General features: G+C 61.6%; 21 protein-coding genes and 1 pseudogene. 18 read left to right on the top strand and 4 right to left on the bottom strand.

Translation table 11 applies throughout. The features are described 5' to 3' along the window. Window positions 1-9: 9 nt before the first annotated feature. From G5287_RS15835 to pspF, 3 genes are all read right to left on the bottom strand, one after another. Entirely contained in the window at window positions 10-969 is a 960-nt protein-coding gene (locus G5287_RS15835) for an ABC transporter permease (protein WP_021231386.1), read from the bottom strand. A 2-nt stretch (window positions 970-971) separates the two neighbouring features. Further along, window positions 972-2,567, bottom strand: a complete 1,596-nt coding sequence (gene sapA, locus G5287_RS15830; protein ID WP_421231553.1) for an ABC transporter substrate-binding protein SapA — start codon at window positions 2,565-2,567, stop codon at window positions 972-974. Between the two features lie 108 nt (window positions 2,568-2,675). Beyond that, the gene (gene pspF / locus G5287_RS15825; protein ID WP_005333674.1) at window positions 2,676-3,704 is read right to left on the bottom strand and encodes a phage shock protein operon transcriptional activator; all 1,029 of its coding nucleotides are present in this window, start codon (window positions 3,702-3,704) and stop codon (window positions 2,676-2,678) included. Between the two features lie 196 nt (window positions 3,705-3,900). Between pspF and pspA the strand changes: the two genes are divergently transcribed. The 18 genes and pseudogenes from pspA to G5287_RS15735 all read left to right on the top strand — a co-directional run bounded on the left by pspA (window position 3,901) and on the right by G5287_RS15735 (window position 20,461). Continuing rightward, entirely contained in the window at window positions 3,901-4,587 is a 687-nt protein-coding gene (gene pspA / locus G5287_RS15820; RefSeq protein WP_005361184.1) for a phage shock protein PspA, read from the top strand. Window positions 4,588-4,590: 3 nt separating this feature from the next. Then, on the top strand, window positions 4,591-4,827 hold the full coding sequence (gene pspB, locus G5287_RS15815) for an envelope stress response membrane protein PspB (RefSeq protein ID WP_005333672.1): 237 nt from the start codon (window positions 4,591-4,593) through the stop codon (window positions 4,825-4,827). Beyond that, the gene (gene pspC, locus G5287_RS15810) at window positions 4,824-5,228 is read left to right on the top strand and encodes an envelope stress response membrane protein PspC (RefSeq protein WP_005333670.1); all 405 of its coding nucleotides are present in this window, start codon (window positions 4,824-4,826) and stop codon (window positions 5,226-5,228) included. The genes pspB and pspC overlap by 4 nt, the downstream gene beginning before the upstream one ends. Before the next feature lie 145 nt (window positions 5,229-5,373). Beyond that, window positions 5,374-6,780 carry a YcjX family protein gene (locus G5287_RS15805; RefSeq protein WP_421231534.1) on the top strand — a complete coding sequence of 469 codons (1,407 nt, stop codon included), beginning with the start codon at window positions 5,374-5,376 and terminating at the stop codon, window positions 6,778-6,780. Between the two features lie 53 nt (window positions 6,781-6,833). Continuing rightward, the gene (locus G5287_RS15800) at window positions 6,834-7,865 is read left to right on the top strand and encodes a YcjF family protein (RefSeq protein WP_040069345.1); all 1,032 of its coding nucleotides are present in this window, start codon (window positions 6,834-6,836) and stop codon (window positions 7,863-7,865) included. Between the two features lie 190 nt (window positions 7,866-8,055). Continuing rightward, window positions 8,056-8,979, top strand: coding sequence for a LysR family transcriptional regulator (locus G5287_RS15795; protein ID WP_005346246.1), 924 nt, complete (start codon window positions 8,056-8,058; stop codon window positions 8,977-8,979). 197 nt (window positions 8,980-9,176) lie between these two features. Beyond that, entirely contained in the window at window positions 9,177-10,322 is a 1,146-nt protein-coding gene (locus G5287_RS15790) for an ABC transporter substrate-binding protein (RefSeq protein WP_421231552.1), read from the top strand. Between the two features lie 143 nt (window positions 10,323-10,465). Then, entirely contained in the window at window positions 10,466-11,479 is a 1,014-nt protein-coding gene (locus tag G5287_RS15785) for an ABC transporter ATP-binding protein (protein ID WP_139708577.1), read from the top strand. Beyond that, window positions 11,476-12,444 (top strand): ABC transporter permease, encoded by a 969-nt coding sequence (locus tag G5287_RS15780; RefSeq protein WP_058056952.1) that lies wholly within the window; start codon window positions 11,476-11,478, stop codon window positions 12,442-12,444. The genes G5287_RS15785 and G5287_RS15780 overlap by 4 nt, the downstream gene beginning before the upstream one ends. Before the next feature lie 35 nt (window positions 12,445-12,479). Continuing rightward, window positions 12,480-13,307 (top strand): ABC transporter permease, encoded by an 828-nt coding sequence (locus G5287_RS15775; RefSeq protein ID WP_005352644.1) that lies wholly within the window; start codon window positions 12,480-12,482, stop codon window positions 13,305-13,307. Between the two features lie 29 nt (window positions 13,308-13,336). Further along, on the top strand, window positions 13,337-14,767 hold the full coding sequence (locus tag G5287_RS15770; RefSeq protein ID WP_040069353.1) for a gamma-aminobutyraldehyde dehydrogenase: 1,431 nt from the start codon (window positions 13,337-13,339) through the stop codon (window positions 14,765-14,767). A 153-nt stretch (window positions 14,768-14,920) separates the two neighbouring features. Further along, entirely contained in the window at window positions 14,921-15,715 is a 795-nt protein-coding gene (gene phhA, locus G5287_RS15765) for a phenylalanine 4-monooxygenase (protein ID WP_421231533.1), read from the top strand. A 63-nt stretch (window positions 15,716-15,778) separates the two neighbouring features. After that, complete coding sequence (locus G5287_RS15760; protein ID WP_005352635.1) at window positions 15,779-16,117, top strand: 4a-hydroxytetrahydrobiopterin dehydratase; 339 nt, start codon at window positions 15,779-15,781, stop codon at window positions 16,115-16,117. Between the two features lie 42 nt (window positions 16,118-16,159). Then, a pseudogene (locus G5287_RS15755) lies at window positions 16,160-16,267 on the top strand (4a-hydroxytetrahydrobiopterin dehydratase); the annotation flags it as partial. A 148-nt stretch (window positions 16,268-16,415) separates the two neighbouring features. Next, entirely contained in the window at window positions 16,416-17,963 is a 1,548-nt protein-coding gene (gene tyrR / locus G5287_RS15750) for a transcriptional regulator TyrR (protein ID WP_107684923.1), read from the top strand. A gap of 188 nt (window positions 17,964-18,151) precedes the next feature. After that, on the top strand, window positions 18,152-18,709 hold the full coding sequence (locus G5287_RS15745) for a YfiR family protein (RefSeq protein ID WP_216978930.1): 558 nt from the start codon (window positions 18,152-18,154) through the stop codon (window positions 18,707-18,709). Then, window positions 18,706-19,947, top strand: a complete 1,242-nt coding sequence (locus G5287_RS15740; protein WP_421231532.1) for a diguanylate cyclase domain-containing protein — start codon at window positions 18,706-18,708, stop codon at window positions 19,945-19,947. Before G5287_RS15745 ends, G5287_RS15740 begins: the two co-directional genes overlap by 4 nt. Window positions 19,948-19,972: 25 nt before the next feature. Next, window positions 19,973-20,461, top strand: coding sequence for an OmpA family protein (locus tag G5287_RS15735; RefSeq protein ID WP_421209252.1), 489 nt, complete (start codon window positions 19,973-19,975; stop codon window positions 20,459-20,461). Window positions 20,462-20,533: 72 nt separating this feature from the next. Here the strand turns inward: G5287_RS15735 and G5287_RS15730 are convergent, their stop codons facing one another. Beyond that, a complete protein-coding gene (locus G5287_RS15730; RefSeq protein ID WP_421231531.1) occupies window positions 20,534-21,262 on the bottom strand; it encodes a TerC family protein in 729 nt (242 codons plus the stop codon). Window positions 21,263-21,298: the final 36 nt, after the last annotated feature.

Genomic DNA, 21,298 nt, shown 5'->3' with positions numbered 1-21,298 from the left:
TGAGCGCGTTCAATCTTGTTTGGCATACAACTCTTTGCGCCGTGCCGGATAGATAAGGGTGGTCAGCAACTCGGTGCTGACGCTGGTCAGGATCACGAAACTGGCCACCACCAGAGTCGCGCCGCGAATGGCGGCGTAATCCTGCAGGGCGATGCTGCTGATGAGCCAGCGGCCGATCCCGTGCCACTCGAACACCACCTCGGTGATCATGGCGGAGGTGAGCACGCTACCCAGTTGCAGACCCAGCAGCGGCAGTACCGGCGGCAGGGCGTTCTTCAGACCATGGCGCCAGACGATCTGCGCCTTGGAAAGGCCCCGGCTCGCCGCCGCCTTGATGTAGTTCTGCTTCATCACGTCGATGAGGGAACTGCGCACATGGCGGATCACCTCGGTGGTGGGCACCACCGCCAGCACCAGTGACGGGAGAATGAGGTGGCGCAGGGCATCGTGCAGCGCCGCTTGCCGCCAGGGCTCGTTGCTGAGCAGCACATCGATCACCGCGATGCCGGTAATGGGGGGCACGTCGTAGAGCAGGCTGATCTGGCCCGACGCCGGCAACCAGCCGAGATCCAGCGAAAAGAGCATCACTACCAGCAGTGCCAGCCAGAACACCGGCACCGCATAGCCGATAAGACCGGCAGTCATGATGGAGAGATCCAGTGTCTTTCCCTGTGACAGGGCCGCCAGGGTGCCGAGAGGAATGCCCACCAGCAGCGAGATGGCGAACGCCGCCAGACAGAGGATCAGGGTCGCCGGGAAGTAGTGGCGGATCTCGTCCAGCACCGGTAGCCCAGAGACGCTGGAGAGCCCCAGGTCACCTGCGAAAATGCGACGCAGGAAATCGGGATAGCCGCTCCAGAAGCTGAGCTGATTGCCGATCAGCCGATAGTCCAGCAGATAGGCGACAAAGGTCAGCGCCAGCAGAGTGATAAGCAGCAGGTTGATGCGGCGCAAGGTGTATAGAAGCATGCTTACTCCCTGTGAGCCTGGTTGAAGGAGGTGCCGCCAAAGGGCATCAGCGTCAGCCCCTCGATGTCGCTGCGGCTGACCTGGGTACGCAAGGCGTGTGCCAGCGGGATCAGCGGCAGCTGTTCGTTGAGCAGGGTCTGGGCATAGTAGTAGTTGCGCAGCCGAAACGAGAGCTGGGGTGTGGTGACCGCATCATCCAGCAACTGATCGAAGGCCGGGCTACACCAGCGGCTGTAGTTGTTGCCGCGCTCCACTGCCGAGCAGCTCAGCAGCTGGCGGAAGAAGTTGTCCGGATCGGCGTTGTCGGCAATCCAGCCGGAGAGCAGACTGTCGTACTGCCCCTTGGTGAGGCGGCCTTCGATCACCGGCCACTCCCGTTGCACGATCTTGAGCTTGATCCCGACCTTGGCCAGATCGCTGCGGATCAGCTGGGCGGTCTTGACCGCATCCGGGTTGTAGGGGCGGGCGTCCGGTTGCACCAGCACCTGCATCTCGAACCCTTTCTCCAGACCCGCCTCCTTGAGCAGCTGGCGCGCCCGTTTCAGGTCGGGTTTGCGCTCGGGCAGGCTGGGGTTGTAACCCCATGAGAGGGTCGGCAACAGGCTGTTGGCGGGCAGGCCGGTATCGAAATAGACCGCCTGAAGCAGGTTGTCGATATTGATGGCGCTGGCAATGGCCTGACGCACCTTGACGTTGTTGAACGGCGGCTTGCGGGTATTGAGGGCCAAAAAGGCGACGTTCATCCCCGACTGGAGCGAGAGACTCAGCGCCGGATTTTGCTTGATCACCGAGAGCTGGCTAGCGGAAGGGGTGCTCATAACGTCGCACTCGCCGGTCAGCAGCTTGGCCAGCCGTTTGGCGGATTTGGGGGTGATGTCGTAGACCAGCTGTTCAATCTTGGCATCGCCGCCCCAGTAGCCGGGGTGGCGCAGATAGCGGATGAACTCGTTGTGGCGATACTCCTTGAAGCTGAACGGCCCGGTGCCGATGGGGCGGCTATCCAGCAGGGCTGGCGTGCCCGCCTGCAACATCTGCTCGGCGTATTCGGCGGAGAGGATCACCGCATAGTCGCTAGCCAGGGTGGCGAGGAAGGAGGCGTTCGGCTGGTTCAGCTCGAATACCACCGTCTGCGGCCCCTTCTTGCTCACCCGTTTGATCAGCAGATCTTGCCCTAGGCTGTAGAAGTAGGGGTAATCGCCGCCGGACACATTGTGATAGGGGTGCTGCTCGTCAAGCTGGCGGGCATAGGTGAAGACCACGTCATCGGCATTGAAGGTGCGGGTGGGCTTGAACCAGGGAGTATGGTGAAACGTCACCCCCTTGCGCAGGGTCAGGGTATAGGTGAGGCCATCCTCGCTGACATGCCAGTTGGTGGCGAGCGCCGGCTCCAACGCCAGGGTGTTGGGGTTCACCTCCAGCAGGCGGTCGTAGAGCGGACGGGCACTGGCATCCAGTGTCACCCCGGAGTTGGAAACATGGGGATTGAAGGAGAGGGGGGATCCCTCAGCACAATAGATGAGTCCGGTTTTGGAGGCCTCGGGTTGCTTCTGGCAGCCGGTGACCAGCACCAGCAGACTCAGCAGCAAGGGTGTGAGCATTCTCATTGTTGAACCATGTTCTTATAGGGGTTTTGTACGCACGTTTTGATACAAATGTGCCAGCGCGAAGGCTGGCGTGTTGCTGGAGTCGGCATCAACCGCACTCCTTCACTCTTGTTCTGCATCGTTATCGCCATCCAGCAGCTGATATTTGCGTAGCATGCCACGGAACTGGTGATAGCTTAAGGCCAGCAGTTGAGCGGCTTTGCGCTGATTATACTGGGATTGCTGCATCGCTTGCTTGAGTAAATTAATCTCGTACTCCGCCACCGCCTGCTTGAGATCGAGCGGCAAGGCGAGGGGGGATGCAGATTGTACCTCGCTTCGGGCCTCTTGCGCAGGTTGCGTGACCTGTGGTCGCCAGGGGGAATCAAACGGGTTGAGCACCAGGGTCGAGAGCGGCAACTGGGGATTGCCCTGACGATAGATACTGCGCTCCACCACGTTCTTCAGCTCCCGTACGTTGCCCGGCCAGTGGTAATCCAGCAGCAGCTGGGTTGCCTTGCGAGAGAAACCGGCAAAGAGCGGATACCCAAGCTCCCGGGTCATGCTGTGGGCGAAGTGCTCCGCCAGCATCAGGATATCTTCCCGCCGCTCCCGCAAGGGGGGGAGGGTGATCACATCAAACGCGAGCCGGTCGAGCAGATCGTGGCGAAACTGCCCCTTGTCGGCCAGCGCGGGGAGATCCTCGTTGGTGGCGCAGACCAGCCGCACATCCACCTTGAGGGGCTTGGCCCCACCCACCCGCTCGAACTCGCCATACTCGATGACCCGCAGCAACTTCTCCTGCACCCGGGCGCTGGTGGTGGCCAGCTCGTCGAGGAAGAGGGTGCCGCCATCGGCCCGCTCGAAGCGGCCCTGATGGCGCTTGGCCGCACCGGTAAACGACCCCGCTTCGTGACCGAACAGCTCGGTCTCCAGCAGGCTCTCACTCAGGGTGGCGCAGTTGATGGTGACAAAGCTTTGATCCCAGCGCGCCGAGAGATAATGTAGGCGGTGGGCGATCAGCTCCTTGCCCGTCCCCCGCTCACCGATGATCAGCACGGGTTTGCGCAGCGGGGCGAGCCGTGAGGCCTGCTCAATGATCTCGAGAAATGCGTTGGATTCCCCCAGCAGGCTTTCCGTGGCCGTGGTCATAGTGATCCCTGTCAGTTGTAAAAGCTGGTCAATCTTACCAAAAGTTGGTGATTTTAATCATCTCTTGCGCGAGGCATCTTGCAATTCGGCTATTCTGCCCCATATAAATCAACAAGTTAAATTTTGTTCCAGATTGGCACACAAGTTGCCATTGTCAATGGAGAAACAACGCCATGCCAATAACAGGAGTGCAATCATGAGTATTTTTTCCCGTCTGGCCGACATCATCAATTCCAACCTGACGGCCCTGCTCGACAAGGCAGAAGATCCCCAGAAAATGGTGCGCCTGATCATCCAGGAGATGGAGGACGAGCTGGTCAAGGAACGTTCCAATCTGGCCCGCTTCCTCGCCAGCCAGAAAGAGATTGGTCGTCAGGTCGCCCGTCATCAGGAGCGGGTCGACGAGTGGCAAGCCAAGGCCGAGCTGGCCCTGACCAAAGGGCGTGAAGATCTGGCCCGCGCCGCCCTTATCGAGAAGAAGAAACAGACCGAGTTGTCAGAGACCCTCTACCGCGAGCAGCAAGCGGTCGACAGCGGTATCGAGAAGCTGGGTGAGGAGATCCGCCAGCTCGAAGCCAAGCTGGAAGATGCCCGCGCCCGTCAAAAGGCGATGGCCATTCGCACCGAAGCGGCCAGCAGCCGTCTCAATGTGCAGAGCCAGGTAGCCCGTGGCGAGAGCCAGGCTGTGGTGAGCAAGTTTGAGCGGATGGAGCGTCGCATCGACGAAATGGAAGCGCGCGCCGATCTGGGTCAGTCCGACAAGGCGCTGGCGCAGCAGTTTGCCGAGCTGGAAGTGGACGATCAGATAAGCCGTGAGCTGGAAGCCATGCGCCAGAAGCTGGGTCAGGGCGACAGCAAAAGCGAAGGCAAACAGGGGGAGTAACAGATGGAAGATCTGCTGGGCGTATTGATGGTTCCCATGGTGGTCTTCATGGTGGTGGTGGCCCCCATCTGGCTGGTGCTGCACTATCGTGCCAAGGGGCGGATTGGCGCCGGTCTTGCCGATAGCGAGCGGGAACAGCTGCAAGGGCTGCTGGCTCGCACCGAGAAGATGCAGGAGCGAGTGGGCGCGCTGGAGTCGATTCTGGACGCGGAAGTACCCGGTTGGAGGAACAAGGTATGAGCAGTGTCAGTCGTGAAGGGCGTAACCTCTATCGCGATCCCCAGCGCGGCAAGATAGCCGGGATCTGTGCCGGTTTGGCAGAGTATTTCGGGGTGGAGACCTGGATCGTGCGGCTGCTCGCCATCAGTGGCCTTATCTTCGCCGGTTTCATCACCTTCACCGCCTATATCGCCGCCTGGTTCCTGCTCGATAAAAAGCCGGTCACCCTCTACTCGCAAGAGGATGCCGACTTTGCCGAGGTGCGGATGAAAGCGCGCAGCTGGCAGGCGGGGATCACCCCGCATCAGGCGCTGGGACGCATCGCGCAGGAACTTGACGCGCTGGAGCCCAGAGTTCAGCGGATCGAGAAGCTGGTGACCTCCAGGGAGTTCACCCTGCAGCGGGAGTTTCGCAAGCTGTAGTGCTTGCCAAAACACTCAATGTCGATGGTGGAATCTTCTGTGATGATCCACCATCGACGACAACTATCCAGACGTGGATAAGCGGTCGACCTCTCGCACGGCCAATCACGCCGGATGCAACCACCAAGGGAGAACGGATCAAGCCTTGATACTCAATAAACTGGAACAGAAGTTGACTCGCCTGCAACACAAGGCGAACGACGTGGTGAACCGGGTGCGGGATCGCCATATCCGGCTGGCGGTGACCGGCCTCTCTCGCAGCGGCAAGACCGCCTTTATCACGGCGCTGGTCAACCAGCTGGAACACGCGGCCATCGACGGCCGTTTGCCGTTGTGGGATGCCCTGCGTCAGGGGCGTATCCTCGGCGCCCGCCGGGTGCCGCAGCTCAATGCCCACATTCCCACCTTTGCCTACGAACGTGGCCTCGACTCCCTGTTTGGCGTTCCACCAGCCTGGCCCGAGCCCACCCGCGGCGTGGCCGAAGTGCGTCTCGAAATTCGCTATCGCACCCGTCATCCTCTGCGCAAGCATCTGGGGGAGATCTCCACCCTCTACGTGGATCTGGTGGACTACCCCGGGGAGTGGCTGCTCGACTTGCCGCTCCTTGAGATGAGCTACGAGCAGTGGAGCGAACAGGTGCGCGAGCAGCTTCGTCGCCCAGAGCTGCAGGCACTTGCCGCCAGCTGGCTGACACCCGGGTGGCAGGTCGATCAGCGCTTCGAAGAGCGGCCGGTGGCTGAGCTGGCCGAGCGCTACACCACCTATCTGCATGCCTGCAAACAGGAGCTGGGATTGCACCTTATTCAACCCGGTCGCTTCGTGTTGCCGGGGGAGTATGCCGGTGCCCCCATGCTGCAATTTGTCCCCTGGGTGTGGGAGATGCCTGCCAGCGATCCCGCCGATGGCACTCTTTACGCCACTCTCAAGCAGCGCTTCGAGCAGTACAAACAGCATCTGGTGCAGGGTTTTTATGAGCAGCACTTTGCCGGCTTTGATCGCCAGATCGTGCTGGTGGATTGCCTGCAGCCGCTTAACGCAGGGGCAGCCAGCTTTGGCGATATGCAGCAGGCCATCGCCCGCATCATGGAGAGCTTTGCCTACGGCAAGAGCAACTGGTGGCGGCGACTCTTCTCGCCCCGTATCGACAAGCTGCTGTTTGTGGCGAGCAAGGCCGATCACGTCACCCCCGAACAACATGCGCCCATGGTCTCACTGCTGCAGCATCTGGTGCGCAGCGGCCGCGGCCAAGCCCGTTTTGAGGGGATCACCACTGAGTGCTTGGCGCTTGCCGCCATCAAGGCGACCGAAGTGGGCAAGGGGGTGGCCAATGGCCGCGAGTTCCCCGCCATCCGCGGCACCAGTCTGAGCGGTGAGCCGCTGCTGCTGTTCCCGGGTGAAGTGCCGCCCCATATTCCGCCCGCGCAGTGGTGGAACAGTCAGGGCTTTGATTTTCAGGCGTTTCGCCCTATGCCCATGAGCCCCCATCAGGCGTTGCCCCATATCCGGCTCGATGCGGCGCTGGAGTTTCTGCTCGGGGATCACCTCGAATAACGGTGTGCGGTCTTGGCACCTGAGCCGAAGGCTGCGCACAGGAGAACAATGCGATGAACGATCAGTTAAAAGAGCGGCCACCGCTGCAGGGCAAGGTGATCCTTGAGCCTGCCTTGACGGTGCCCAGTGACGAGCGCCCGCCCGCACCGTCCCAGCGGCTGGAGGAGGCGAGCTTCGAGCGCCTCGACGAGCTGGACGAGTTCACCGAGGTGGAGAGCGCCCTCGTCATCAAACCGCGTCGCCGTCATCGGCTGCTGGCGTGGGGGCTGGGGGCGGTCGGTCTGCTCTCGTTGGGCCAGTATGGCGCCTTTCTTTACGATCAATTCCTCACCACCCCGCTCTGGGGCAGCGCCTGGCTGGCGGCCTCGGCGCTGGTGGCGGCGGGGACCGCCAGCGTGGTGGGGCGCGAGTGGCTGCGACTGCGGACCCTCAAGCGGCGTCAGGATGTACGCTCGCGAGCAGAAGATCTGCTTGCCCATCAGGGAGTCGGGCAGGGGCAGGCCTTTTGCGAAGGGTTGGCGGTCAAAAGTGGCGACAAGGGGCGCGAGGGGTATCAAACCTGGCTGGCCCAGCTCGATGAGAGCCACAGCGATCGGGAAGTGCTGACCCTCTACAGCCAGCTGGTGCTCGCCGAGCGCGACAAGCTGGCACAGGCGCGGGTGGCAAAATGGTCGGGGGAGGCCGCTGTGCTGGTGGCGCTCAGTCCGCTCGCTACCGTCGACATGATGCTGATGCTGTGGCGCAACCTGCGGATGATCGAGGATATCGCCGATGTCTACGCCATCGAACTTGGCTACTGGAGCCGCATACGTCTGATCCGTCAGGTGTTTCGCAACATGCTCTACGCCGGTGCTACCGAGCTGGTGACCGAGGTGGGGATGGACTTGCTGGGCGCCGAGTTTGCCGCCAAGCTCTCTGCCCGCGCGGCGCAAGGGGTGGGGGCCGGGCTGCTCACCGCTCGCCTTGGCCTGCGCACCATAGAGGCGTGCCGTCCGCTGCCCTGGTGTGCGGACGAGAAACCCAAACTCGGCGAGCTGCGCAAGCGGCTGATCGGCCAGCTGGCGGGGTACCTCAACAAATCCTGATAGCCCTGTCTGCACCTTGCTGCGATGATCCATGCCCCTGTCGTGCTCGCCAAGCCACAGGGGCATGGTTTTAATCGGCAGATCATTGAGTTGGCAGCAGTGCCTGGTTTTGGCGAGGCGCCCGTTTACGGTTAAGCTGGCAGTCAATCTTACCAATCACACTCATCGTACCAATCGGCAAGGATGCCCGATGAACTTTACCTTTCGCCAGATCCGTTATTTTGTGGCCGTGGCCGACAGCTTTTCAGTGAGCCGTGCCGCAGCCGAGCTTCATATCTCCCAGTCGGCGGTCACCAGCGCCATTCGCGAGCTGGAGACCGAGCTCGGCGCCCCGCTATTCGAGCGCAATCCGCGCGGCGTCACCCTCACCACTCAGGGGCACCAGTTTTTGCTCCACGCCCGCCGCATTCTCGGCGCCATGACCGAGGCGAGCCACTCCCTCAAAGCAGTAGCCCAGCAGGATCAGGGACGGCTCACTATCGGTGTGACCACCTTGGTGGCGGGTTACTACCTCTCAGAGGCGCTTGGCCGCTTTCGCCGCGCCTTTCCGGCGGTACAGATCGAGGTGAAGGAGGATGAACAGCCCTTCCTTGAGCACCAGATCGTCAACGGCGAGGTGGATGTGGGGATCCTGATGACCAACCGCACCATCCGGCAAGAGGCGTTTGATACCGAATTGCTGACCCGTTCGCCGCTGCGGCTCTGGCTGGCCGCCAACCACCCGCTCTGCGCCGAGTCGACCCTCTCGCTCACCGCGCTAGGGGAGGAGCCGATGATCTCGCTGACCGCCGATCAGCTCGATCAGATCATCGGTGGCGGCCTGCGTCGCTACGGCATCTCCCCCCGTATCGTGCTGCGCACCGCATCGGTGGAGGCGGTGCGCAGTCTGGTGGCGAGCCAGCTCGGGGTCGCCCTGCTGCCCGATTTTGCCTATCGCCCCTGGTCGCTGGAGCAGGAGCGGGTCGAGGCGCGCCCCATCAAAGAGCCCATTCCCGCCATCGATATCGGGCTGGTGTGGCGCCGTGGTTCTCGGCTGGATTGGACGGCGCGGGAATTTATCGATATTGCGCGGGATCAGAGCCGGTTGCGGGCCCGTCAGGCGCTCCCTCGCTAGCCATCTCTTGCGGGGTGGCCACCAAAAATCAGATTCATCTGCACTCGATATCGATTTAGCTGATACCTGAGCCACCAAAAATTGAAATATTCATCGTATTGCCACTCCCCTAAGCTCATTGCTGGTTAACAGGATGTTAACGCCCATGGCGGCGTTCCTTCACCTGATGCAAGTCAACACAATGCAAGGAGTGCATGATGAAATTGACCTCTCTGATGCTGGCTCTTGTGCCGGCGCTGCTGGCAGGCCAGACCCAGGCTGCCCCGACCGAGCTCGGCAAGGGTGAAGGCCAGCTCAATATCGTGGCCTGGGCTGGCTACGTTGAGCGTGGCGAGACCGACAAGAACTACGACTGGGTGACCGGCTTCGAAAAAGAGACCGGCTGCAAGGTGAGCGTCAAGACGGCGGCCACCTCGGACGAGATGGTGGCGCTGATGAACGAGGGGGGCTTCGATCTGGTGACCGCCTCCGGCGATGCCAGCTTGCGTCTGATTGCCGGTGGCAAGGTGCAGGCGCTCAATCTGGCGCTCATCCCGAGCTACAGCAAGATTGATCCCCGGCTGCAAAATGCCCCCTGGCACACTGTGGATGGCAAGCACTACGGCGTGCCTTACCAGTGGGGCGGCAATATCCTGATGTACAACACCAAGGTGTTCCCCAAGGCACCGGACTCCTGGAACGTGGTGTTCGAGGAGCAGACCCTGGCGGATGGCAAGTCCAACAAGGGGCGGGTGCAGGCCTTTGACGGCCCGATCCACATCGCCGATGCCGCCCTCTATCTGATGACCCATCAGCCCGCACTGGGCATCAAGGATCCTTACGAGCTGAACGAGGAGCAGTACAAGGCCTCCCTCGATCTGCTGCGCAAGCAGCGCCAGCTGGTGGGACGCTACTGGCATGATGCTTTCGTTCAAATCGATGACTTCAAGAACGAAGGGGTGGTCGCGTCAGGCTCCTGGCCGTTCCAGGCCAATGCCCTGATTGCCGACAAGCAACCCATCGCCACCACTGTGCCGAAAGAGGGAGTGACCGGTTGGGCCGATACCAGCATGGTGCACAGCGATGCCAAGAACCTCACCTGCGCTTACAAGTGGCTGGAGCACTCCCTGAGCAACAAGCTGCAGGGGGATCTCGCCGCCTGGTTTGGCTCGGTGCCTGTGGTACCTGCCGCCTGTGAGGGCAATGCCCTGCTGGGCCCGACCGGGTGCAAAACCAACGGTATCGACAACTTCGACAGGGTTCGCTTCTGGCGCACTCCGGTCTCCCAGTGCAAGAGCCAGGGAACTTGCGTGCCCTATTACCGCTGGGTTTCCGACTATATCGCCATTCTGGGCGGTCGCTGAGGTGGGGTGAGCAAGGTGGTCGCCCCGGCTGCCACCTTGCCAACGGCAGGGGCGCTGCGCCTCCTCTGCACGACTGCCGAGAGCGGATAATCAAGCGGGCCGGACAGGAGTCCGGCCAATCCCAGCACAGACAAGGACGCCCCATGAACGCCGTACAATTTGACCGGGTCAGCCGCCACTATGGCGAGGTGAAGGCGGTCGATGACATCTCTTTCCAGATCCCCTCCGGGGAATTCTTTACCCTGCTGGGGCCGAGCGGTTCCGGCAAGACCACTTGCCTGCGGATGATCGCGGGTTTCGAGTACCCGAGCGACGGGGAGATCCGCCTGTTTGGCGAACCCTGCTCCACCGTGCCGCCCTATGATCGCAACCTCAACACCGTGTTTCAGGACTATGCCCTGTTTCCCAACATGGATGTGCGCGACAACATCGGCTATGGCCTGATGCTCAAGGGGGTCGCCAAGGCGGAGCGTTACCGCAAGGTGGACGAGATGCTGGAGCTGGTGCGACTGCCCGGGGTCGGCAAGCGCCGCCCAAGCCAGCTCTCCGGCGGCCAGCGCCAGCGCATCGCCATCGCTCGGGCGCTTATCAACCAGCCACGCATCCTGTTGCTGGACGAGCCGCTGGGGGCCCTCGATCTCAAGTTGCGCGAGCAGATGCAGCTTGAGCTCAAGGCGTTGCAACGCCAGTTGGGCATCACCTTTATCTTCGTCACCCACGATCAGCAGGAGGCGCTCTCCATGAGCGACCGGATCTGCATCTTCAGTCAGGGCAAGATCGAGCAGATTGCCGCCCCCGATACCATCTACGACGCTCCGGCGACGCCGTTTGTGGCCCGCTTCGTCGGTACCGTCAATCTGTTCGAAGGGGAGCAGGCCAGACGGCTGTGCGGTGACGGTAGCCAGATGATGGTGCGCCCGGAGCGGATCCGGCTCGCTGAGGCGGGCACGCCGGGCTGGTCGGGGGAGATCCGCGAGGTGGAGTATCTGGGTCCCTTCGTCCGTTATCGGGTTGATCTCGGGGAGCAGCTCGAGATCATCGTCAACCACCCCAATGAGGGGCAGGCCCGTCTGGCCCGTGGCAGCAGGGTCAGCCTCAGCTGGCCGGAGCAGGCCATCCATCGCCTGAGCGGCGCCCATCAGGGGGCGCAGCCATGAGTGCCCCTCACAGTGCGAGTCTTGCCATGAACCATCAGCCCGAACCAGCCCGTTTCAGGCCGCTACGGCGCCTCTCGACCCTGCTCTATGGGCGGCCCGGCCTGCTGCTGGCGATCCTGCTGGGGCCGCCGCTGCTGTGGCTCGGCATCATCTATGTCGGCTCCTTGCTGATGTTGCTCTCCAACTCCCTGTTCGGGCTGGACGAGTTCAGCGGTCAGGTGCGCCACGAGCTGGGGCTGCAAAACTTCGTCGCCCTGCTACGGCCGGAGAATCTGGATGTGATCGGCCGCACCGTCGGCATGTCGCTGCTGGTGACCCTGGCCTGCGCCCTGCTCGGTTTTCCGGTTGCCTACTACATGGCACGCTACACCAGTGGCAAGACCCGGGCGCTGTTCTATGTGGGGATCATGCTGCCGCTCTGGTCCAGCTATCTGGTGCGGGTCTACGCCTGGAAGCTGATTTTGGCCAAGGAGGGGGTAGTAAGCTGGCTGGCCGACAGCATAGGGCTGGAGTGGCTGCTCGATGCCATCCTCTCCTTGCCGGTGATAGGGGGCCCGTCGCTCTCCTTCTCGCGGCTCGGCACCTTTATCGTGTTCGTCTATGTCTGGCTGCCCTTCATGATCCTGCCCATTCAGGCGGCGGTGGAGCGTATTCCGCGATCCCTGCTGGAGGCGAGCAGCGATCTGGGGGCAACACCCGCCCAGACCTTTCGCAACCTGATCCTGCCGCTGGCGTTGCCCGGTGTGGTGGCGGGATCCATTTTCACCTTCTCGCTGACCCTCGGTGATTACATCATCCCCGGCATTATCGGCAACTCGACCATGTATATCGGTCAGGTGGTCTACATGCAGCAGGGAACGGCGGGCAATCTGCCCTTTGCCGCCGCCTTCTCGCTGGTGCCGATCCTTATCATCGCCATCTATCTGGCGATTGCGAAACGGTTAGGAGCCTTTGATGCGCTTTGACCCTATCGCTTTGAACCGGCAGCAAGGAGGCCGTCATGTCAGCTAGCTCAGTGAGCCGTCAGGGAGAGCGCCCTTCGGGCCTGCTCAAGTACGCCGCCATTGGTGGACTCTTGTTCCTGCACTTTCCCATTCTGTTTATCTTCCTCTACGCCTTCACCAGCGAGAGCAAGAGTTACCAGTTTCCGCCCCCCGGGCTCACCCTCAAGTGGTTCGAGGTGACCCTCAATCGTCCCGATGTGTGGCGTGCCATCCAGCTGTCACTGGAGGTAGCGGGGCTGGCGACGCTGGCGGCCATGATCCTCGGCACCTTGGCGGCAGGGGCCATTGCCCGCAGCCGCTTCTTCGGTCAGGAGGTGGTGTCGCTCTTGCTGGTGCTGCCCATCGCGCTGCCCGGTATCGTCACCGGTATCGCGCTACGCTCGGCTTACGGCCTGATGGAGATCCCGTTCAGCTTCTGGACCATCGTTATCGGCCACGCCACCTTCTGTGTGGTGGTGGTCTACAACAATGCGCTGGCCCGTTTTCGCCGCACCAACCAGAGCCTCATCGAGGCGTCGATGGATCTCGGGGCCGACGGCTTCCAGACCCTGCGCTACGTGATCCTGCCCAATCTGGCCACGGCGCTGCTGGCGGGGGGCATGCTGGCCTTTGCCCTGAGTTTTGACGAAGTGATCGTTACTACCTTCACGGCGGGCCAGCAGACCACGCTGCCCATCTGGATGTATCAGGAGCTGATCCGTCCCCGAGACAGGCCGGTCACCAACGTGGTGGCCCTCATCATAGTGGCCTTCACCACTATCCCCATTTTGCTTGCCTACTACCTCACTCGCGACACCCATGATGTTGCTGGCAGTGGCAAATGATGATTCAACGCGTGCGCAAGGATGCAACCATGAAACTCTCAACCCAACTCTTGATTGATGGCCAGTTTGTGACCGGCGAAGGGCAGGCCGAACCCATTCTCAACCCGGCTAACGGCGAACAGATCGCCGCCGTGCCCGAAGCCTCGTTCGAACAGGTGAACCGGGCGGTGAACGGTGCCCAGCGCGCCTTCGCCCAGTGGAGCCGCACCACCCCGGCAAGCCGCAGCAACCTGCTGCTGCGTCTGGCGGATCTCGTCGAGCGCCACGCCGAGGAGTTTGCGGCGCTGGAATCCCTCAACTGCGGCAAACCCTATCTGGCCGTGCTCAACGACGAGCTGCCCGCGGTGGTGGACTGCTTCCGCTTCTTTGCCGGGGCGGCCCGCTGCCTGCAAGGGCCGCTGGCGGGGGAGTATCTCGAGGGGCACACCAGCATGATCCGCCGTGATCCCATAGGTGTTGTGGGCAGTATCGCCCCCTGGAACTACCCGCTGATGATGGCGGCCTGGAAGATGGCGCCGGTGCTGGCGGCGGGCAATACGGTGGTGCTCAAACCCTCCGAACAGACCCCGCTCACCGCGCTGCGTTTGGCGGAGCTGGCCAGCGAGATCTTCCCCCGCGGCGTTATCAACGTCATCTGCGGGCGGGGCGAGAGTGTAGGGGCGCCGCTGGTGGAGCACCCGCTGGTGCGGATGGTGTCGCTCACCGGCGATATCGCCACCGGCCAGAAGATCCTGCAAAGCGCCGCCCGCACCATGAAACGCACCCACCTTGAACTGGGGGGCAAGGCGCCGGTGATCATCTTCGACGATGCGGATCTGGAGGCGGTGGTGGCAGGCATTCGCACCTTCGGTTTCTACAACGCAGGCCAGGATTGCACCGCCGCCTGCCGTATCTATGCCCAGGGCAAGATCTACGACAAGTTCGTCGCCGCCATGACCGATGCGGTGGCCTCCATCAAGGTGGGAAGCCAGTACGAGGAGGGGGTGGAGATGGGGCCGCTTATCTCGGACAGACAGCGCAACCGGGTCGCCAGCTTTGTCGAGCGGGCCCAGAGCAGCGGTCATGTGGAGGTGACGGCGGGGGGCAAGATCCGCCCAGGCAACGGCTTCTTCTTCGAGCCGACCCTGATTGTCGGGGCCCGGCAGGAGGATGAGATCGTGCGCCGCGAGGTGTTTGGCCCCGTGGTGTCGGTGACCCGTTTCAACGATGCCGAGCAGGTGGTGCAGTGGGCCAACGACTCGGACTATGGCCTCGCCTCGTCGGTCTGGACCAAGGATCTGAGCCTCGCCAGCAAGGTGGCCAGCCACCTGCAATATGGCTGCACCTGGATCAACACCCACTTCATGCTCACCTCCGAGATGCCCCACGGCGGCATGAAGATGTCGGGCTACGGCAAGGATCTCTCCCTCTATGCGCTGGAGGATTACACGGTGCCGCGCCATATCATGGTCAAGCTGTAGTGGGGATTGGTTAGCGGGTTGTCACAATTTATTTACAACTGTTTCAGGCAGCCGACTCATGGGTCGGCTGCTTTTTTTGTTGCCATTTCGTTACAGTGAAATCGTGATGAAACGGCAAGGCGCCTTGATGTGGCGCCAGAGGATGGAACCGCTATGGCAACCTTCTACACCGCCCACCAGCCGGATGCTGACGGGGTGATCCACTACTCGGCCGAAGAGCACGGCACCTGGCAGATCCTGATCGAACGCCAGTTCGCCGCCCTCGATGGCAAGGGGTGTAACGAATATCTGGCCGGTCTCGACAGACTGGGGCTGCCCCGTGATCGCATCCCCCAGCTGGCCGAGATCAACGCCGTCTTGCAGCCTGCGACCGGCTGGTCGGTGGCGGCGGTGCCCGCGCTTATCTCGTTCGATCGCTTCTTCGCCCTGCTGGCCAATCGCCAGTTTCCGGTGGCCACCTTTATCCGGCGCCGGGACGAGCTCGACTATCTGCAAGAGCCCGATATCTTTCACGAGATCTTCGGCCACTGCGCCATGCTGACCAATCCGGCCTTTGCCCACTTTACCCACCTCTACGGTCAGTTGGGGCAGCAGGCGAGCAAGGAGCAGCGGGTCTTTCTGGCCCGGCTCTACTGGTTCACCGTGGAGTTTGGCCTGCTGGCCACGCCGGACGGGCTGCGCATCTACGGCGGCGGCATTCTCTCCTCCATCGGCGAGACCGCCTATGCCCTCTCCGGTCAGCCGCTGCTGCAACCCTTCGATCTGCTGACCGTGCTGCGCACCCCCTATCGCATCGACATCATGCAGCCCACCTATTTTGTGCTGCCGAGTCTCGATCATCTCTACCAGCTGACCGGGGAGGAGATCATGGCTGCTCTGGCCGAGGCCAGTCGGCTTGGCCTCTATCCGCCGCGCTTTGAGGTTCCCGCTGGCAAACAGGCAAGCTGACCAAAAGCAAACAACCCTATTTCATTTTCATTAATTTTTCATTAATTCAAGCAGGAGTAACCCATGTCCGAACTGGCCAGCCAGCAGTGTGAAGCGTGTCGCGCCGATGCCCCCAAGGTGAGCGATGAGGAGCTGCGCGAGCTGATGCAGCTTATTCCCGACTGGCAGCCGCTGGTGGAGGAGGGGGCGCTGCAACTGCGGCGAGAATTTACATTTCGCAACTTCAAGGAGGCGCTGGCGTTTACCAACCGCCTGGGGGAGCTGGCAGAAGCGGAGTTCCATCATCCGGCCATCCTGACCGAGTGGGGTAAGGTGACCGTCAGCTGGTGGACGCACAAGATCGGCGGATTACACCGCAACGACTTCATCATGGCTGCGCGTACAGACCAATTGCCCAGATAATCTGAGAACAGGTTGAGGCGGAGTATCCCCCTTCCTGCATTTCTGACCGAATGGGGGAAGGTGACCGTCAGCTGGTGGATGCATAAGATCGGCGGTTTGCATCGCAACGACTTCATCATGGCGGCGCGCACCGATCAGTTGCTCCGGTAATCGCACCCCACACCAGCGTCATCGGTTGACCCGGGCCTGCCTGCGAAAGCGGGGCGGGCCCGCATTTTTATGGGCTGGCGCTCGCACTGGGGGGATCGAGACTGTATTATCCGCTCATTCATAGAGTTAGCTAGGAAGTGTGTCCCGAATGCGTCTTGAAGTCAGCTGTGAAGACCGCCTGGGCCTGACCCGGGAACTGCTCGACCGCCTGGTGGAGCACAATATCGATCTGCGCGGCATCGAAATCGATACCTCAGGCATCATCTATCTCAACTTTCCCGAGCTGGAGTTCAGTGATTTTCAGCACCTGATGCCGGAGATCCGCCGCATTCCCGGCGTCTACGACGTCAAGACCATCCCCTACATGCCTTCCGAGCGAGAGCATCACGAGATCGAGGCGCTGCTCAAGGCGCTGCCGGATCTGGTCTTCTCCCTCGACAGCAAGGGCAAGGTGACCCAGGCCAACCAGTCTGCCCTCACCACCCTCGGCTTGCCGGTGGAGGAGGTGCGCGGGGTGGCGCTCGGTTCGCTGGTCAAGGGTTTCTCCTTCACCCGCTGGCTGGAGGCGAGCGAGATCAAGCCGCAGACCTGCAAGCTCAGTTTCAATGGCGAAGAGTATCTGGCAGATCTGATGCCGTTGTTCGTGGCAGAAGCCCGCGGCAAGCAGGCGCTGGCCGGGGCCGTGGTGGTGCTCAAATCTGCCCGTCGGGTCGGCCTGCACTTCAGCGCGCTTCATGCGGTGGAAGTGGGGGGCTTCGAGCATCTGCAGGCCGAGAGCCCCAAGATGAAAGAGGTACTGTCGCAAGCGCGCAAACTGGCGATGCAGGATGCGCCGCTGCTGATTGTCGGTGAGACCGGTACCGGCAAGGAGCTGCTGGCCCGTGCTTGTCACGGGGCCAGCCTGCGCTCCAGCCACCCCTTTATGGCCCTCAACTGCGCCGCCATGCCCGATAACGTGGCCGAGAGCGAGCTGTTTGGTTATGCCCCCGGCGCCTTTGGCAACAACACCGAGGGCAAGCGCGGCGTGCTGGAGCTGGCGAGCGGCGGCACCCTGATGCTGGACGAGATCGGCGATATGTCTCCCCATCTGCAGACCAAGTTTTTGCGGGTGTTGCAGGATGGGGTATTCCGCCGGGTCGGTGACGAGCAAGAGGTGAAGGTCAACGTGCGTTTCATCTGCACCACCCAGAAGCAGTTGCTGGATCTGGTGCACGAAGGAAGCTTCCGCGAGGATCTCTACTATCGCCTCAACGTGCTCAGTCTGGCGCTGCCACCCCTGCGCGAGCGCAAGGCGGACATCATGGTGCTGGCCCAGCAGTTTGTCTCCCGCTTTGCCAGCGAGTTGCAGCGACCCCGTCCGCGCTTTACCCGCAACATGGCAGACTACCTGACCGCCTATCGCTGGCCGGGCAACGTGCGTCAGCTGCGCAACTGTCTCTACCGTGCCATGACCCTGCTGGAAGGGGATGAACTGGGGCCCGAGCAGATCGACCTGCCGGTGGCGGCCGATACCATGCCGCTGATCGACGAGTGGTTTGAGGGAAACCTCGACGATGCGGTGAAGCGCTTCGAGAGCCAGCTGCTGGCCCGGCTCTATCCCGCCTTCCCGTCGACCCGTCAGCTGGCCAAACGCCTGGGTGTGTCGCATACCGCCATCGCCAACAAGCTGCGGGAATATGGCATCAGCAAGAAGTAAGTTGTTCCGGATGCCAGCCAACAGAGAGCCCGTCACCAGACGGGCTCTCTGTTTTCTTTACACGGCTTCCGGGCGGGAGGGCTTCGGGAGACTTGTCAGGCCAGTGTCCACCAACTTACTATCTGGATACATGTACCCGAACCGCTATGCCACTGCAGCGGTGTTGTCAAGGCGGCCACTTCCCGATCATGCTGTTACTCTTTTCTCCCCGTTTCGCCGCTCGCCTGGCGCCCTTGCTGTTAGGGTTTGGTCTGCTGTTGCCTCACGCGCTGGCGGAAACGGCCGCAGAGAGCCGGGCGACGGCGGTCAGGGAGCTGGTGCTCGATATCCTGAGTTACACTCGCTGGCCCACCGAGCCTGCGGTGCTGCGCCTGTGTGTGGCGGCGCCGACGGAGTATGCCGGAGCCCTCTTTACCATCGATCGTCAGGCCAATGGCCGTGCCGTGCAGGTCAATCGCTACGACGCGAGTGATCCGGCCATCAGTGATAATTGCGATGTGCTCTATCTCGGCGTCGTCGACGAGCCGACCCGGATTGCGTTGTTTGCGCGCTTGCAGGGTCATTCAGTGCTCAGCATCAGCGAATACAACCACGACTGTTCCACCAGCTCGGTGTTCTGCCTGCAGACCTCGCCGGACAGCGTGCGAGTGCGGTTTAAAGTGAACCTCGATGCCCTGGCCCTGAGCGGCGTACGAGTACATCCCGCTGTGCTCAAGCTGGCCCGTGCCGACAAGGGGGTCCCATGAGACGACAGGTCAGCGCGGATCCCCGTCGTCCGACCCTACGTCAGAGCCTGGGGCGAACCCATCTGGTGGCCGCCATCACGGCCGTCAGCGTGGCGGGACTCTTTTTTACTCTGATTGCCTTGCTGGTAGTACGCTTCTACGCCGATCACAATCTGGAGCTGGTGGCCCGCGCAATCAGCTACAGCGCCGAGGCGGCGGTGGTGTTCCACGATGAAGAGGCAGCGAGCGAGGCGCTTGGCGGTATTGTCGCCCATGAGGAGGTGGCCGAAGCCAGTATCGTGCTGGCCAATGGTCAACAGCTCGCTAAATGGGTTCGTCCCGTCAGCAATCCACTGGCCACAGTCGAAGATTATATTGCCCGCCTGCTGTTACCGGGGCCGGTCACCTATCCCATGCTGCGGGGAGGTGATCAGATTGCCACCATAGAGCTGCGCGGTCATGGCGAGTATCTGTTGCTGTTCTTGCTCTCGGTGCTGCTGGTGATGGTGATTTGCCTGGTGTTGAGTGTGATGGGCGCCTTCTATGTCGCCGGGCGGATGCAGGTCGCGATCACCTCGCCACTGCGACAACTGGCACAGGTCGCCCACTCGGTGCGTCGACAACGCACTCTGGGGATGCGGGCGCCACCGGCCGATATCGTCGAGCTCAATGAACTGGGAGAGGATTTCAACGCCCTGCTGGATGAGCTGCAAGCCTGGCAGGCTCATCAGGCGCGGGAGAACGCCAGTCTGCTCCACCAGGCGACCCATGATGCGTTGACCGGGTTGCCCAACCGGGCGTTATTCGAAGCTCGCCTCGAGCATGCCATTGGGGAGGTAAGCGAGGGGGGGGCCCCGTTCGCCCTGCTTTATCTCGATTGCGATCGTTTCAAACAGATTAACGACACCCTGGGGCACAACGCCGGTGACGATGTGCTGGTGACCCTCTCCCGGCGGGTACAGCATCAGCTGCGCCCCGGAGATCTGGTCTGCCGGCTGGGGGGGGATGAGTTCGCCATACTGCTGACACCTGTGCATCTGGGGCAGGATGTGGAAGAGGTGATCGACCGCATTCAGCAGGCGATGAGTGATCCTGTGGTATTGCGGGATGGACAGCAACTGGTGGCAGGGATCAGCATCGGTTTTGCCATCCATCAACCCGGGACCCGCGCCAGCGAGCTGTGCGAGCTGGCAGACAAAGCCATGTATTTGGCAAAACGTACACGCCGTGAGGAGGTTGAGGCCGCCAAATCGGCGTGAGTCAAGGTGTAAAGGAGTCATAACAATGAAACTATCCCTCTCCATCAAGGCTGTCGTGCTGGGCCTGTTGTTCTCTCTGCTGGTGGGTTGTCAGAGCACCCCCAGGGGGTTGACCCCGGAACAGCTGGCAGTATTGAAGGAGCAAGGTTTCTATCTGACCGATGAGGGCTGGACACTGGATCTGGCCAACCGGGTGCTGTTTGCCAACAATGTGGGTGAACTCAATCCGCAGACCCGGCTGATAGTGGAAAAACTGGGCAAGGCCCTGCTTGGGGTCGGGCTCGACAAGGCGAGGGTGGATGGCCATACCGACAATACCGGCGAGAGCAGCTACAACCAGCAGCTCTCTCTGAAACGAGCCCAATCGGTGGCAGATGTGCTGATCTCGGTGGGGATGATGCCCGCCAATCTTGAGATCCGTGGCCGCGGTGAGACGGCCCCGGTTGCGGACAACAAGAGCGCAGCCGGACGAGCAGAAAACCGCCGGGTTGCCATTGTGATTGCCAACCAGTGATCTCTATCCGGCAGCATGCCGTGTGCATAACAAAAGAGCGCCCCGAGAGGCGCTCTTTTTGATCCGGCGACACTACTTCCCTGTGTCGACCTCGCTGTGCTTGCGCAAGCGGATGTTGATCATCTCCACCACCAGCGAGAAGGCCATGGCGAAGTAGATGTAGCCTTTCGGTATGTGCAGATCCATCCCCTCCGCCATCAGGGCAAACCCCACCAGGGTGAGGAAGGAGAGGGCCAGCATCTTGATGGTGGGGTGGTCATCGACGAAATCGCCAATAGACTTGGCGGCAAACATCATGATGAAGACGGCGATCATGATGGCCAGCACCATCACCGGCACGTGATCGGCCATGCCGACCGCAGTGATCACCGAGTCCAGGCTGAACACTATGTCCAGAATGGCGATCTGGATCAGGGTGCTGATAAAGCCCGAGGCCGCTTTGCTGACGTTCTCCGGCTCGGCGGCGCCTTCCAGAGTGGCGTGGATCTCGTGGGTACTCTTGCCGATAAGGAACAGACCACCCAGCAGCAGGATGAGATCGCGGCCCGAGATAGCCTCGTTCAGCACTGTGAAGAGCGGTTCGGTGAGACGCATCACCCAGGCCAGCGAGAGCAGCAACAGGATCCGGGTGCCCATGGCGAGCCCCAGACCCAGAATGCGCGCTTTTTGGCGCTGAGCCTCCGGCAGGCGACCTACCAGGATGGAGATAAAGATGATGTTGTCGATGCCCAGCACGATTTCGAGCAGGGTAAGGGTAGCGAGAGCGACCCAGGCGGAGGGATCAAGAACCCATTCCAGCATGATTGAACCTTGATTGAACATTGGTTGGAAAATTGA

The organism is Aeromonas sp. 603079, assembly GCF_049172135.1.
GTDB lineage: Bacteria > Pseudomonadota > Gammaproteobacteria > Enterobacterales > Aeromonadaceae > Aeromonas > Aeromonas veronii.
The sequence above is the reverse complement of the archived record's forward strand: the minus strand, read 5'-3'. Positions and strand labels throughout refer to the sequence as shown.